Source organism: Citrobacter sp. Cf125 (assembly GCF_030333935.1).
Classification (GTDB): Bacteria; Pseudomonadota; Gammaproteobacteria; order Enterobacterales; family Enterobacteriaceae; genus Citrobacter; species Citrobacter freundii.
In genome coordinates, this window is sequence record NZ_JAOWEY010000025.1 from 906,354 (window position 1) to 920,646 (window position 14,293).

The 14,293-nt window shown below is 49.9% G+C and carries 15 protein-coding genes and 1 tRNA gene; 9 read left to right on the forward strand and 7 right to left on the reverse strand.

Features of this window, described 5'->3' with window-relative positions:
* Positions 1 to 7: 7 nt before the first annotated feature.
* Together OGV89_RS20975 and OGV89_RS22940 are read right to left on the reverse strand one after the other, a co-directional pair.
* Entirely contained in the window at positions 8 to 1,495 is a 1,488-nt protein-coding gene (locus OGV89_RS20975) for an EmmdR/YeeO family multidrug/toxin efflux MATE transporter (protein WP_003846749.1), read from the reverse strand.
* A gap of 46 nt (positions 1,496 to 1,541) precedes the next feature.
* Entirely contained in the window at positions 1,542 to 1,649 is a 108-nt protein-coding gene (locus tag OGV89_RS22940) for a DUF5951 family protein (protein ID WP_219906050.1), read from the reverse strand.
* Between the two features lie 6 nt (positions 1,650 to 1,655).
* On the opposite strand from OGV89_RS22940, the gene OGV89_RS20980 reads away from it, so the two are divergent.
* A tRNA-Asn gene (locus OGV89_RS20980) sits at positions 1,656 to 1,731 on the forward strand.
* 43 nt (positions 1,732 to 1,774) lie between these two features.
* Here the strand turns inward: OGV89_RS20980 and OGV89_RS20985 are convergent.
* From OGV89_RS20985 to OGV89_RS21005, 5 genes are read right to left on the reverse strand one after another with little or no spacing between them, the layout of a single operon-like run.
* Positions 1,775 to 2,944, reverse strand: a complete 1,170-nt coding sequence (locus OGV89_RS20985; protein WP_003846746.1) for an MFS transporter — start codon at positions 2,942 to 2,944, stop codon at positions 1,775 to 1,777.
* 17 nt (positions 2,945 to 2,961) lie between these two features.
* Positions 2,962 to 3,681, reverse strand: coding sequence for an HAD family hydrolase (locus OGV89_RS20990; protein WP_003846744.1), 720 nt, complete (start codon positions 3,679 to 3,681; stop codon positions 2,962 to 2,964).
* Positions 3,674 to 6,040, reverse strand: a complete 2,367-nt coding sequence (gene hypF, locus OGV89_RS20995) for a carbamoyltransferase HypF (protein WP_003846742.1) — start codon at positions 6,038 to 6,040, stop codon at positions 3,674 to 3,676. The genes OGV89_RS20990 and hypF overlap by 8 nt, the downstream gene beginning before the upstream one ends.
* Complete coding sequence (gene hypE / locus OGV89_RS21000) at positions 6,012 to 7,049, reverse strand: hydrogenase expression/formation protein HypE (protein WP_003846740.1); 1,038 nt, start codon at positions 7,047 to 7,049, stop codon at positions 6,012 to 6,014. The genes hypF and hypE overlap by 29 nt, the downstream gene beginning before the upstream one ends.
* Complete coding sequence (locus tag OGV89_RS21005; protein ID WP_200003038.1) at positions 7,046 to 7,645, reverse strand: cysteine hydrolase family protein; 600 nt, start codon at positions 7,643 to 7,645, stop codon at positions 7,046 to 7,048. Before OGV89_RS21005 ends, hypE begins: the two co-directional genes overlap by 4 nt.
* A gap of 161 nt (positions 7,646 to 7,806) precedes the next feature.
* Here OGV89_RS21005 and OGV89_RS21010 point away from each other — a divergent pair, with 161 nt between their 5' ends.
* The 8 genes from OGV89_RS21010 (at position 7,807) to ndh (ending at position 14,292) form a co-directional block, all read left to right on the forward strand.
* Complete coding sequence (locus OGV89_RS21010) at positions 7,807 to 8,682, forward strand: LysR family transcriptional regulator (protein WP_016149990.1); 876 nt, start codon at positions 7,807 to 7,809, stop codon at positions 8,680 to 8,682.
* 272 nt (positions 8,683 to 8,954) lie between these two features.
* A complete protein-coding gene (hinT, locus tag OGV89_RS21015) occupies positions 8,955 to 9,314 on the forward strand; it encodes a purine nucleoside phosphoramidase (protein ID WP_003030826.1) in 360 nt (119 codons plus the stop codon).
* Positions 9,315 to 9,316: 2 nt separating this feature from the next.
* The gene (locus OGV89_RS21020; RefSeq protein WP_003846733.1) at positions 9,317 to 9,691 is read left to right on the forward strand and encodes a YcfL family putative periplasmic lipoprotein; all 375 of its coding nucleotides are present in this window, start codon (positions 9,317 to 9,319) and stop codon (positions 9,689 to 9,691) included.
* Positions 9,692 to 9,704: 13 nt separating this feature from the next.
* A complete protein-coding gene (gene lpoB, locus OGV89_RS21025; RefSeq protein ID WP_003846732.1) occupies positions 9,705 to 10,346 on the forward strand; it encodes a penicillin-binding protein activator LpoB in 642 nt (213 codons plus the stop codon).
* Positions 10,327 to 11,151, forward strand: coding sequence for a thiamine kinase (gene thiK / locus OGV89_RS21030; RefSeq protein ID WP_003846730.1), 825 nt, complete (start codon positions 10,327 to 10,329; stop codon positions 11,149 to 11,151). Before lpoB ends, thiK begins: the two co-directional genes overlap by 20 nt.
* 10 nt (positions 11,152 to 11,161) lie before the next feature.
* Positions 11,162 to 12,187, forward strand: coding sequence for a beta-N-acetylhexosaminidase (nagZ, locus tag OGV89_RS21035; RefSeq protein ID WP_049002584.1), 1,026 nt, complete (start codon positions 11,162 to 11,164; stop codon positions 12,185 to 12,187).
* A gap of 21 nt (positions 12,188 to 12,208) precedes the next feature.
* Positions 12,209 to 12,751: an alpha/beta hydrolase YcfP gene (ycfP, locus tag OGV89_RS21040; RefSeq protein WP_003030817.1), complete on the forward strand. Its 543-nt coding sequence runs from the start codon at positions 12,209 to 12,211 to the stop codon at positions 12,749 to 12,751.
* A gap of 236 nt (positions 12,752 to 12,987) precedes the next feature.
* A complete protein-coding gene (gene ndh, locus OGV89_RS21045) occupies positions 12,988 to 14,292 on the forward strand; it encodes an NADH-quinone dehydrogenase (protein ID WP_003030815.1) in 1,305 nt (434 codons plus the stop codon).
* Position 14,293: the final 1 nt, after the last annotated feature.

The following is a 14,293-nucleotide window of genomic DNA, read 5'->3' on the forward strand; positions in this document are numbered from 1 at the left end:
TCGCCGATTATTCAGACGCAACCGGTTGTTTTATGCACTTTTCGCGTTCGGGGCGTGGGTATTTCCACAACCAGCGGCCTGTGACCATACGCCAGTAAAATAACGCGGCGCGCACGGCCCAGTCGAAGAACATACCTAACCAAACGCCGACAACTCCCCATCCTAATACGATACCCAGAGTGTAGCCCGCGACTACGCGGCAGCCCCACATGCCCAGCATCGATACCCACATAGCAAAACGTGCATCTCGTGCACCTTTAAAGCCCGCTGGTAACACCCAGGAGGCTGCCCATATCGGCATAAATGCTGCGTTGAGCCAAATCAGGATGACTATGACCTCTTTTACATCCTGATCGTGGGTATAAAATGAGGCCATCACCCCGGCGAAAGGTGCGGTTAGCCAGGCAATTGCCGTTAGGCCAATCGTCGACAGCCAGAACACATGCCGTAGCTGGATTTCAGCCTGGGCAATCTGGCCATTTCCCAGACGCCTGCCGGTAATGATTGTCGACGCGGAACCTAAAGCATTCCCCGGTAAATTGATAAGCGCGGCGATAGAAAATGCAATAAAGTTCCCGGCGATAACGCTGGTTCCCATGCCTGAAACAAACATCTGCGTCAAAAGTTTACCGCCATTGAACAGCACTGACTCGATACTTGCCGGAATGCCGATCCCCATCACCTCCCATATAATGGCGAGATTGAGTGGCTTAAAATAGCTTTTGAAGGGAATTCGCAGCGCGGGGTTAAAACCAATCATCAGTACCCAGATGATGGCAATCGCCCCGATGTAGCGCGAAATGGTCAGTCCCAGGCCTGCTCCCACAAATCCCAGACCTTGCCAGGAAAAGATCCCGTAAATCAGGATGCTACTGATGATGATATTCAGGATGTTCATACCTCCGTTTATCAACAACGGTATTTTAGTATTTCCGGCCCCACGTAGTGCGCCACTGCCGATCAGCGCAATGGCTGCCGCCGGGTAGCTGAGCACCGTTAGCTCCAGATAGGTAAGTGCCAAAGCTTTAACGTCTGGCGTTGCTTCACCTGCGACAACGTCAATAATCTGTTGACCAAAATAGTGAATGACCGCTGCCAGCACGGTAGCAAAAATTGTCATGATCACCAGCGATTGTCTGGCTGCGGCTCTGGCCCGTCGACGATCTCGTTTCCCGAGGCTAAATGCTACAACTACGGTGGTACCCAGATCGATGGCGGCGAAAAATGCCATGATGACCATATTAAAACTGTCGGCGAGTCCGACACCGGCCATTGCTTCTTTTCCCAACCAGCTTACCAGGAAGGTACTCAGAACACCCATCAATAGCACACAGGTGTTTTCCAGGAAAATGGGGACAGCCAGCGGAGTGATTTCGCGCCAAAAAAGAACCTTATAACTCTTGCGTTTGGCATACCAGGGCGTGCGGGAAGCGACCTGGCGTAAGGCAGCGGAGACGTTCAAAGTGGACCTTAACGAAGAAAGTTGAAACCTCATTTCAAATGATGAGGGAGAATCATAAAAGCTGCAAAGTTTTTTCTATTTAAAATGTCTGTAAATGCAACAAACTGTCGAGAGAAGCATCAATTGATTCGCATTCGAAGAAATGAGGTTTGACAAAATTTTTTTCGCCGCTAAGATAAGCCTCCACAACGATTCCTCTGTAGTTCAGTCGGTAGAACGGCGGACTGTTAATCCGTATGTCACTGGTTCGAGTCCAGTCAGAGGAGCCATATTTAAGAAGCCTGCTTAGGAAACTAAGCAGGCTTTTTGTTTTCAACGCGTCAAATTGGCATCAAATTTGACGCTGGCCTTTACCCTAATCAGGGGAGCAAGCAGCATAATCATGCCCAACATGGCGGCCATCCCGGTATATACAGCAGGAAAACCTGTGATTTCAGCCACCAGGCCTATAGGTGCAGGGGCCAGTAGCGTACCCAGATAACCGATCGTGGTGACGATGCTCATTCCCGTGTTGGTCGAGATATCAGGCTGGTTTCCCGCAGCGGAAAAAGCAATCGGTACCAGATTGGCTATGCCAATACCGGCAATAGCGAAGGCAACGGTGGCTTGCCAGGGATGACTAGCCATTGCGGCTGCCAGCAGCCCAATCCCAGCTAACAGACTGGATGAGCGCATCACGAGAATGGCATTAAAGCGGTTACGAATGAAGTCTCCCATGAAGCGAAAGATTGCCATTGTTCCCGCAAAGCAGGCAAAGGAAAGGCTTGCCGTTTCTGTAGTCGCATTGAGATTTTTCAATAAATAACGTGACGACCAGTCCACAACAGCACATTCCGGGATCATGGCGAGCAGGGCAATAACGCCTATAAAGTAGATCGTGCATGAGCGATGTGGCTGCTTTCCTTTGATTAACCGTTTTATTTTTATCGATTTATCTTTGATGATATGTGGATATACCGACAGCGTGATCGCTAAGGAAATAGCACTAATTAAAAACAGGTGCATGAGAAAGCCGAATTGCTTAACCAGATACCCCCCAATAAGACCTGAAATGAAAAGCCCAATGCTCCAGAAACAGTGGCATGAAGATAACATCGTGCGTGACAGTGCTTTTTCGACTGCCACGGCATTCGAGTTCATTGCGACGTTCATTGCTCCAATCATAGCACCCAGCAAAAATAGCACTGGTGCTAACCAGTAGATATCAGGTGCGAATCCAACAGGAATAAGGGCGACGGATGCCGCAATGGAAAAAATGCGCACGACACGCTGTGAGCCGTATTTTTCCATGGCCATGCCGGACATCGGCATCATAAATAATGCGCCAAGCCCGAAAATCAATATCAGGTGGCCAATTACTTTATCAGTAATGTGAAAGCGTGAAACCAGTTGGGCAATTTGTACTGCCCAGGCACCGGTTACAAACCCATTCACTGAAAATAATGTTGTAACAGCCCAGCGCCCTTTTTGCGCGACTTCCATTAGTGATCCTTTTAATTCTACTCTGATGCCTGAGACATATCTTTTTTATCGATGATCAAAATGTGGTCCGGACAAAATGAAATCGCGGTGTTTCCGTCCAGTCGTGATATGACCTCAACACCGGTAAAGTCTGGAATAGCAAGTCTGGCACCACATGGAATCAATTCAACGCCACCGATGCCAACGCAAAACGCGCCAGCGGCAACTGCGGACGTTACGCCACTTTTAGAATCTTCAAAGACGATTGTTTTCTCCGCAGGAAGATCAAGACGTTCGGCTGCGAGAAGATACGGGTCAGGGAAGGGTTTTCCCCGGGAGACGTCATCGCGTTCAACAATAACGGAAATGCAAGACTGAACCTGAAGCATCGCCGTCACACGGTCGATTTTCTCACGCCAGCCACTGGTTACAATACCAACCCGGACGCCTGCTGCATCCAGCGCAGTGATAAGCTCAGAGACACCGGGAATAGGGTTGTAGGAAGCCGTGTTTTCGACATGAATAATATGAGCCTGAACTTTTTGCTGATCCACGAGCGGTAGGTCACTGAACAGTGCCCGAATAGTATGTGGACCAGGTTGCCCGTGGATATGTTTGATAATCTCGTCTTCAGATATTGTCTTACCATACATATCTGCTGCTTCGCGCCAGGCTCTTTCTATAACCTCATTTGAATCAATAAGCACACCATCCATGTCAAATAACACGGCGCCAGCTCTGTTGGTGATATTATGCATACTCGGTTTCCTTATTATTAGTTTGACTCGTTTGACTTAGTCTGGACGCGACGGCAATTTGTCCTAAAGAGATCCCTCCATCATTAGTGGGTACAAGTTGATGGCAGTAAGCTTCAAATCCTGCCGCGTGTAATCGGTCAAGAGCATTGATGAGAAGAAACTCATTACAAAAAACCCCGCCGCTTAATACCACTTGCCGTGTTTTTGCGTGCACAGACAAACGGATACAGACCGCGGTAATAATCTCTACGATGGTCGAATGAAAGCGTCGGCTTAACTCAGGTAAATCGAGAGGCCGTGTTGTCAGTGCTGAAATCAGTTCGTGGACCAACGGGAGATAATCCACTTCGAGATGGCCTTCTGATTCCACAATCGAGAAGGCAAAAGGTTGTGCCATATGAAGATCGCATTGCAACAACGCTTCTAATTCAATGGCGGCCTGCGCTTCGTATTCAATATGCGTACAAATACCCATTAATGCGGAGATGCCATCGAAAAGTCGACCGATGCTGCTGGTTACAGGCGTGTTGATCCTGCGCATAGCCATTTTGGCGAAGACGTCACGCTGTTGAGCCGGCAACGTGCTTAGACCTGGAATTGAGGATTCAGGAATATGCTCGCCGAAAATTTCTGTTAATAGCGAAATAGCGATCCGGATGGGTTCTTTAACTGCGCTGTCACCGCCTGGCAAAGCGATGTGGCGCAGATGTGCTGCACGTTCAACGCTTCTGGTATCCCCCACAAGAAATTCGCCACCCCAGATTGTGCCATCAGTGCCGTAACCCGTACCGTCGAATACTACGCCAATCGTTTTTCCTCTGAGTCCGTTCTCGGCCATACACGCAGCCATATGCGCATGATGATGCTGTACCTGAATAACCCGCAGCTGCGATTGCTCCAGCGCATTGCGCGTTGAGCGAAACGCCGGATGAAGGTCACAGGCCACAATCGTTGGCTCAATATCGAGGAGCTTTTGCAGGTGATTGACGCACGCAAGGTGTGATTTAAACGTAAGGTCATTTTTGAGATCGCCAATGTGTTGACTCATAAACACCTTATTACCTTTAGCAATGCTAACGGTGGTTTTCAGTTCCGCCCCGAGAGCGATGATCGGATCAACGTTGAAAGGAAGGTGTACAGGATAGGGGGCATAACCTCGTGAACGTCGCAGGAATGAAAGGTGGTTACGATGAGCCATAACGCGGACCACTGAATCATCGATACGCGTGTGAATATCACGATCGTTAAGAATAAAATAGTCCGCGATTTCGCCCAACTGCGCAATTGCACTCACATTATCAAATACGATAGGGTGGCCTGAAAGATTGCCGCTGGTCATCACCAGCGCTGGCATTGTGGCATCTTCTAGCATTAAATACTGAAGCGGCGTTGATGGCAGCATGACGCCAATATTCGGATTATGCGGTGCGATGATTTCCGGCATCGTACTGCGGCGTTTACGCAGCAGTACGATGGGGCGCTCTACACTTTCCAGGTGTTTTCTTTCCTGAGCGTTGACGTGGACTATTTGTGCCGCGTTGTCCGCGTCCCTTACCATAATGGCAAAAGGTTTTGCATCTCTACGTTTGCGTTGCCTCAGTTGCGAAACCGCATCTTCATTACTCGCATCAACAACCAGATGAAAACCGCCAAGGCTTTTAATCGCAATAATCGCCCCTTCGTGTAGTCTTGCTATGGCAAATTTGACGATATCATCTGTTATTACGGTCTCGCCATTACGCGACCTCAGATCCAGTTTTGGTCCGCATGCGGGGCAGGCATTGGGTTGCGCGTGATAACGACGATTATCGAGATCGTCATACTCATGCTGACAGGCCGGGCACATTGCAAAGGCTTGCATTGTTGTTTGTGAACGGTCATAGGGCATTGCCTGGATAATTGAATATCGCGGCCCGCAGTTTGTGCAATTAATAAAAGCGTACCGATAGCGCGGGTTCTGCGGATCAAACATTTCGTTCAGACAATCCTGACAGACGTTTGAGTCTGGCGGGATAATGGTATCCATCTTCGCAAGCTGACGGCTTTTACGGATACTAAACTCTGCGTAACGTTGATCCGAATTTTCTCGCGGTACCTCCACAATACCATTGATGCGGGCCATTGGCGGCGGGTTAGATGCCAGCTCATCAATAAGCTGCGCGATATTGTCTGATGTAGCCTGTAGTTCCAGTAACACGCCTTCGGAATCATTGAGAACCCAGCCGGTCGCGGCAAAGGTGCGAGCCAGTCGATGGACGAAAGGACGAAACCCGACTCCCTGGACAATTCCGCAAATGCGGTAACGTCGGGTTTCCAGAGCGCCGCCTTGCTCAGCAGAGTCGTGGCAATTCTGCACCATAGAGCTCCTCTATTGTCGATACGGTTCCATCCTGCTCAAGCATGCTGACTCTCACTTCTGGCGTTGCTAATACCTCGCCAATAATGGCGGCTTTTTGGCCAAGTGGGTGCGTCTTTAATAGTCTGAGCACGTCTTCTGCGCTGTCTGGTTCGACAAACAGGCAAAGGCATCCCTCGTTTGCAAGATTGATGACATCGACGCCCAGCATATTTGCCGCCATCGCCGTTTCAGGCTGGATGGGTAAAGATTGCCGTTCGCAGCGCATTTCATGCTTTGCTGCACGGGCATGTTCATGGAGTACCGCGGAAAGTCCACCGCGAGTGACATCTCTCATCGAGGCAATTTTCCCGGCAGGAACGGCATCGATAAGCTGGTGAATCATCGCGTTGAGAGGGGCGCAGTCGCTGAGAATATTTCGTTCAAACCCCAGACCTTCACGCAGAGATAACAAATGAATGGAGTGATTCCCAATAAAACCACTGAGGATGATTTTTTGTCCTGGGCGCACGTTTTTGATTGAGACGGGGGCGCGCTCAATAACGCCGACGCCTGCTGTATTGATGAACAAGCGATCTGCCTCACCCTTGCCGACAACTTTCGTGTCTCCGGCAACAATTTTGACGTCTGCAGCAATGGCTGTATCGCGAACTGACTCAATAATGGCGCTCAGTTCAGATATGGGCATACCGTCTTCAATAATGAGACTCAGCGTCAGATACAGCGGACGTGCGCCACTTACCGCAAGATCGTTAACGGTACCGCATACGGCAATTTTACCGATATCCCCATTGCCAAAGATCAGCGGAGTGACAACAAAAGAATCTGTAGTAAATGCAATTTGTCGGGACGGTAACTCCAGTAACGCGCTGTCTTCCATGGTTCCCAGATAAGTATCGCCCAAAATTTCCGCAATTAATTCGACCAGTTCCCTGCTCAGGCGAGCGCCCGTGCCATGGTCCAGAACGACGGTATCTGTTGGTTTCATCGCTTGTGTTAATGGACTTTTCATGCGGTTTTCCTTTCGTTGCGCTCAGGAAGATCGTCATGTTTTGCTAGCAGCGATAAAATCTCAGCCGAGGGGGCAACGGTTGCGCAATAGCTGGCAAGCCACTCTAAGGCGCGAGTGGTATCATCGGCAGAAGGGGCAAATACGCAATCTTCCGGCACCCAAACATTGTATCCGCGGAAAAATGCATCTGCGGCCGTGGTTTGTACGCAAACATGCGTTTGTAAGCCGGTCACGATGACCGTTTTTACACCCAGTTTTTGCAGTGTTTCATCAAGATTATTATTAAAGAAACCGCTATCTCTGCCTTTTACTACGATGAGATCGGAGGGGGCGCAAATACTGTCGATTATTCGGTTTTCAGGTCGTCCTGCGAGGGCGGGAATACCTGCATCGCGATTTTTATAGCGCCGTTGTACTGCGGGATCGGCAGGATCATTTATTAACTGCAAATGGATGACTGCCTGGTTTTGATTTCTGATGCCCTCAAGAAACTGATTAAATGCAGTCAATTTTTGTTCTAATTCCTGAGTCGAATAGGTTATTTTATATGTAAATTCATATTGCAGATCATTTGTTAACACAGCTACATTTGGCATATTTATATTCTTTTATCATTAAAATAATGGGCGTAATTTTTTTTGCGATTTCTCTATGGAGAGTTATGTTTATTTATTGCCATGCTTTGCTATCATGTGCTTATTATAGGTATTTGTATAATTCCATTTTTTTCAAGGTTCGATAAATGAAAGGAATAGATATGAAATTGCTGCGTGCCTTTGTTACGTTGGCGATAAAAGGAAGTTATAGCAATGCTGCAAAGGAACTTTTCCTGACTCAGCCAGCACTGTCAAAGCAGATACAAACGCTGGAGCATTTGACCGGTGGTGAGCTTTTTTTGCGCGGACGCCATGGCGCGAGTTTGACAGTATTTGGTCAACAGATTTTTTCAAAAGCCAATGAACTTTTACAATCCCATATTGAATTTCTAAACTATGCGAAAGAAATAAATACCAGAAATCGTGAAAAGTTATTTATGGGATTTGGTCTTTCCTCTTTTCAGCAAGTACCTAAGTGGATAAATCAATTCCATCAGCAATTTTCCGAGTGTGAAGTGGTTATTAATCATCTTCCCTCCAGCGCTCAGATGAAAATGTTGTTGGAAGGACGCTTGCATATCGGTTTTGTCCGGATGCCGGTCAGTAAAGGCCTGGCTTCATATATTTTTTATGAGGAAACGCTGGCTCTTGCTGTTCCGATGGAGGGTTATATGGAAAGCATGACTATTCAGAGTGCGCTATCGGCATATCCCTTACTCCAGTTGGATCCATCAACCAGCCCATGTCTTGCGGAACAAACCTCACTCTTTCTACAAAGCATCCAACTTAGCGCTGAACCGGTCTCTGTAACAAATGACATGACTACGCTATTGGCATTGGTTGCCGGGGGGAACGGAGTCGCCTTTTTACCCACAAGTGTCCGGCATTTTTTGCCTGCCGAAGCGAGACTATTGATGCTCGCTGAAAAACAAATTCGCTGGAACATTGGTGTGGCATGGAACCCCAAAATTAAAAACCATCGGCGGGACGATTTCTTGCGCCTGGTGATGGCCGGGGAGGCCGATATCGTCATGTAGCCGTTATACGCCCTGACGAGAAGGTAACGGCCACGCATTGATGCCTGACGTGTAAACCGCTTTGGGCATAAATAAAATAGGATTTCAGTACTATGCTTAAGCAATAGCGCAGGGAAATGGTTATAAGAGCAGCACTGACTGGGGTTTTCGCTTAAAAAATCGAGGGTTAAAGTTGAAAGAGCGTGAGTAACTCGCTCATACTCTATACTCGCAGAGTTACCCGGCGTAGCATGGCAAAACGCTTGGGCTGTTAATGAAAAAAGGAAAACGTCGTGGCAGAAGAAACTATATTCAGCAAAATTATTCGTCGTGAAATTCCGTCGGATATCGTATACCAGGATGAACTGGTCACTGCGTTTCGTGATATTTCCCCTCAGGCACCTACGCATATTCTGATCATTCCTAACATCCTGATCCCAACCGTCAACGATGTGACGGCTGAACATGAACAGGCATTGGGCCGCATGATCACCGTTGCAGCGAAAATTGCTGAGCAGGAAGGCATTGCTGCAGATGGGTACCGCTTAATCATGAACACCAACCGCCACGGGGGTCAGGAGGTGTATCACATTCATATGCACCTGCTGGGTGGCCGTGCGCTTGGCCCAATGCTCGCGCATAAAGGTCTGTAGGCATGATCAGAGGATGCATTGTACTTTCACTGGGCTTGCTGCTACTGGCGGGTTGTCGAACACACCCAGAAATTCCGGTAAGTGATGAGCAGTCGCTGGTGATGGAGTCAACGATTCTGGCGGCAGGTATAACAGCAGAACAGCCCACGTTAACCACGTCTGATATTCAGGCCTCGGCATCCTCGCGACTCTATAACGAAAGACAAGAACCCGTCACCGTTCATTATCGGTTTTACTGGTATGACGCCAGAGGATTGGAAATGCATCCTCTGGAAGCGCCGCGCAGCGTGACTATCCCGGCTCATTCGTCGGTGACGCTGTACGGCAGCGCCAATTTTCTGGGGGCGCACAAGGTTAGACTTTATCTTTATTTGTAAGGGGTGAATCTTGATGATCAAAATGAATCGCTACGCACTGATTGCCGCGCTGGCGATGTTTCTCTCTGGCTGTGTGGTGCAACGAGAGCCCGCACCGGTAGAGGAAGTCAAGCCGGTGCCGGAACAGCCTGTGCAGCCGCAACAGCCGGTGCCGGTAGTGCCAACGGTGCCAACCATACCGCAGCAGCCGGGTCCGATTGAGCACGAGGACCAAACGGCGCAGCCGACGCCACGTCAACGTCATTATGACTGGAACGGGGCTATGCAGCCGATGGTCGGAAAAATGCTGCAGGCTGACGGCGTAAAAGCGGGCGGCGTTCTGCTGGTTGATAGCGTGAATAACCGCACCAACGGCTCGTTAAACGCGGGTGAAGCCACCGAAACCTTACGTAATGCTCTGGCGAATAACGGTAAGTTTACTCTGGTTTCCGCTCAGCAACTGGCAGTTGCCAAGCAGCAGTTAGGTCTGTCGCCGAACGATAGCCTGGGAACGCGCAGTAAAGCGATTGGTATCGCCCGTAACGTTGGCGCGCAGTATGTGCTTTATTCCAGTGCATCCGGCAACGTCAATTCGCCTGCGCTGCAAATGCAATTAATGCTGGTACAAACTGGCGAGATAATCTGGTCAGGTAAAGGTGCCGTTCAGCAACAATAACAGACTCACGCGCGGCGAAGTGTTGTCGCGCTATTTCCCGCAGTATCATCCCGTCGCAGCCAGCCAAACTGGCCTGAGCGGCGGGAGCTGCATCATTGAGCATCATTCTCACCGGCTGGTACTGCGTTGTCATCACGACCCTGATGCGCCGGAATCGCATTTCTTACGCCAATATCATGCGTTAAAACACCTGCCAGAAAACCTTGCGCCACGTCCTTATTTTTATACGCGTGGGTGGATGGCCGTCGAGTTTTTTCACGGTAAGGTAGAATCCAGATTACCGGACGCCGACGAACTCGCAGGCTTACTGTATCATCTGCACCAGCAACCCCGATTGGGCTGGCGAATCAGCCTGCTGCCGCTACTTGAACAGTACTGGCAGTGTGGCGATCCGGCGCGTCGTACACCATGCTGGCTGCGCGCGCTGAAGCGGCTGAGGAAACGAGGTGAGCCTCGACCTTTGCGTCTGGGGCCGCTGCATATGGATGTTCACGGTGACAACATCGTACGCACAGCCTCAGGGCTGCGGCTGATTGACTGGGAATACGCCGGAGACGGTGATATTGCCCTGGAGCTGGCGGCGGTATGGGTCAGCGATGAATCCCAGCACCAACAGCTGGTTAGCACCTACGCTCAACGAGCGCACATTGAGCCAGACGTTTTGTGGCGACAAGTCAGACAATGGCAACCCTGGATAATGATGCTGAAGGCGGGGTGGTTTGAGTATCGCTGGCGGCAAACCGGCGATAGACAATTTATCAGGCTGGCCGATGAAACCTGGCGGCAGCTAACAATGAAAGGATAAGGAGAGCAGTGTGGGCCCAGTAATGTTGGATGTCGAAGGGTATGAGCTGGACGCAGAAGAGCGTGAGATTCTGGCGCATCCGCTGGTAGGTGGGTTGATCCTCTTTACCCGAAATTATCATGACCCGGAACAGCTGCGTGAATTAGTGCGACAAATCCGGACTGCGTCACGTAACCATCTGGTGGTGGCGGTAGATCAGGAAGGCGGACGCGTACAGCGCTTTCGAGAAGGCTTTACTCGCCTGCCTGCGGCTCAATCGTTTGCCGCGCTGCACGGTCTGGAAGAGGGCGGCAAACTGGCTCAGGACGCCGGATGGTTGATGGCCAGCGAAATGATCGCGATGGACATTGATATCAGCTTTGCACCGGTACTGGATGTAGGCCATATCAGCGCCGCAATCGGCGAGCGTTCTTACCACGCCGATCCGCTAAAAGCATTGGCGATGGCGACCCGCTTCATTGACGGTATGCATGCCGCAGGCATGAAAACGACCGGTAAACATTTCCCTGGTCATGGGGCCGTGACGGCGGATTCACACAAAGAAACCCCAACCGATCCTCGCTCAGAAGCCGAGATTCGTGCGAAAGATATGTCCGTGTTCCAGACGTTGATTACTGAGAACAAACTGGATGCCATTATGCCTGCGCACGTTATCTACAGTGATGTAGATCCGCGTCCGGCGAGTGGCTCACCTCACTGGCTGAAAACGGTGCTGCGCCAGGAGCTTGGCTTCGATGGTGTCATTTTCTCCGACGATTTGTCGATGGAAGGGGCGGCGATTATGGGAAGCTATGCGGAGCGTGGACAGGCATCGCTGGATGCAGGTTGCGATATGATCCTGGTCTGCAATAATCGTAAGGGAGCGGTCAGTGTGTTAGATAATCTGTCGCCGATCAATGCAGAACGTGTTACACGTTTGTATCATAAAGGTTCATTTTCACGTCAGGAACTGATGGATTCGGCACGCTGGAAGACGGTAAGCGCTCAGCTAAACCAGCTTCATGAGCGCTGGCAGGAAGAGAAAGCAGGTCATTAACGCAAGTTTGGCGAGGATGCGATGATTATCTATTTACACGGTTTTGACTCTAACAGCCCGGGCAACCATGAGAAGGTGTTGCAGCTGCAATTCATCGACCCGGATGTCAGGCTGATTAGCTACAGTACGCGGCATCCCAAACATGATATGCAGCATCTGCTAAAAGAAGTGGACAAAATGCTACAGCTGAATGTGGATGACCGTCCGCTGATTTGTGGTGTGGGGCTCGGGGGATATTGGGCTGAACGGATTGGTTTTCTGTGTGATATTCGTCAGGTAGTGTTTAATCCTAACCTGTTCCCGTATGAGAACATGGAAGGCAAAATTGACAGACCTGAGGAGTATGCAGACATCGCAACAAAATGCGTGACCAATTTCCGCGAAAAGAATCGCGATCGCTGTCTGGTTATCCTGTCGCGTCATGATGAAGCGCTCAATAGCCAGCGTTCGTCGGAAGAACTGCATCACTTTTACGAGATAGTCTGGGACGAAGAGCAGACGCATAAGTTTAAGAATATCTCTCCGCATTTGCAGCGCATCAAAGCGTTCAAGACGTTAGGTTAATCCTTATTGAGTGCGTAAAAAACCAGCCATCGGGCTGGTTTTTTTGTTCTTAAAGTTCCGGTTGTCTATCTTTTCAGCATCAAAACTTGATACACATCAATTTTGGTATGACCAATGCACCGTTCGTGTTATTCTCACTCTCGAAGAACATTTTCATTACTGTAACTTGTTGTTAATTAAGAGCTATATCAATAACTTTTAATTAACAATTGGTTAATAAATTTGAGGGGGTCACGTTGACTACACCATTGAAAAGGATCGTGATTGTCGGCGGCGGTGCTGGCGGACTGGAAATGGCGACGCAGTTGGGTAAAAAACTCGGGCGTAAGAAAAAGGCCAAAATCACACTGGTAGACAGAAACCACAGTCACTTGTGGAAACCGTTACTGCATGAAGTGGCGACGGGTTCACTGGATGAAGGCGTGGATGCGCTGAGCTATCTGGCACATGCCCGTAACCATGGCTTCCAGTTTCAGTTAGGTTCGGTGATAGATATCGATCGTGAAGCGAAGACCATTACTCTCGCTGAGCTGCGCGATGAGAAAGGGGATCTGCTGGTTCCTGAGCGTAAAGTGCCGTATGACACGCTGGTGATGGCGTTGGGCAGTACCTCCAACGATTTCAACACCCCTGGCGTGAAAGAAAACTGCATTTTCCTCGATAACCCGCATCAGGCGCGTCGTTTCCACCAGGAGATGCTGAATCTGTTCCTGAAGTATTCCGCGAATCTGGGCGCTAACGGAAAAGTGAATATCGCCATTGTGGGCGGTGGTGCGACGGGGGTTGAGCTCTCCGCTGAGCTGCACAATGCGGTAAAACAGCTGCACAGCTATGGTTACAAAGGGCTGACCAACGATGCGCTGAACGTTACGCTGGTGGAAGCTGGCGAGCGCATTCTGCCTGCGTTGCCGCCGCGTATTTCTGGTGCTGCGCATAATGAGTTAACCAAACTGGGCGTACGCGTACTGACCCAGACTATGGTCACCAGCGCTGACGAAGGCGGACTGCACACCAAAGATGGCGAATACATTAAAGCCGACCTGATGGTGTGGGCGGCGGGTATCAAAGCGCCAGACTTTATGAAAGACATTGGCGGTCTGGAAACGAACCGTATTAACCAACTGGTGGTTGAGCCAACTTTGCAGAGCACGCGCGATCCTGACGTGTACGCGATTGGCGACTGCGCTTCCTGCGCTCGCCCGGAAGGGGGTTTTGTGCCTCCGCGCGCTCAGGCAGCACACCAGATGGCGACCTGTGCGATGAACAATATTCTGGCACAGATGAACGGCAAGCCACTGAAAGCGTATCAGTACAAAGATCACGGCTCTCTGGTCTCGCTCTCTAACTTTTCTACCGTGGGTAGCCTGATGGGCAACCTGACTCGTGGTTCGATGATGGTGGAAGGGCGTATTGCGCGCTTTGTATACATCTCACTGTACCGCATGCACCAGATTGCTTTACACGGCTACTTCAAAACCGGCCTGATGATGCTGGTCGGCAGTATCAACCGGGTGATTCGCCCGCGTCTGAAACTGCATTAAT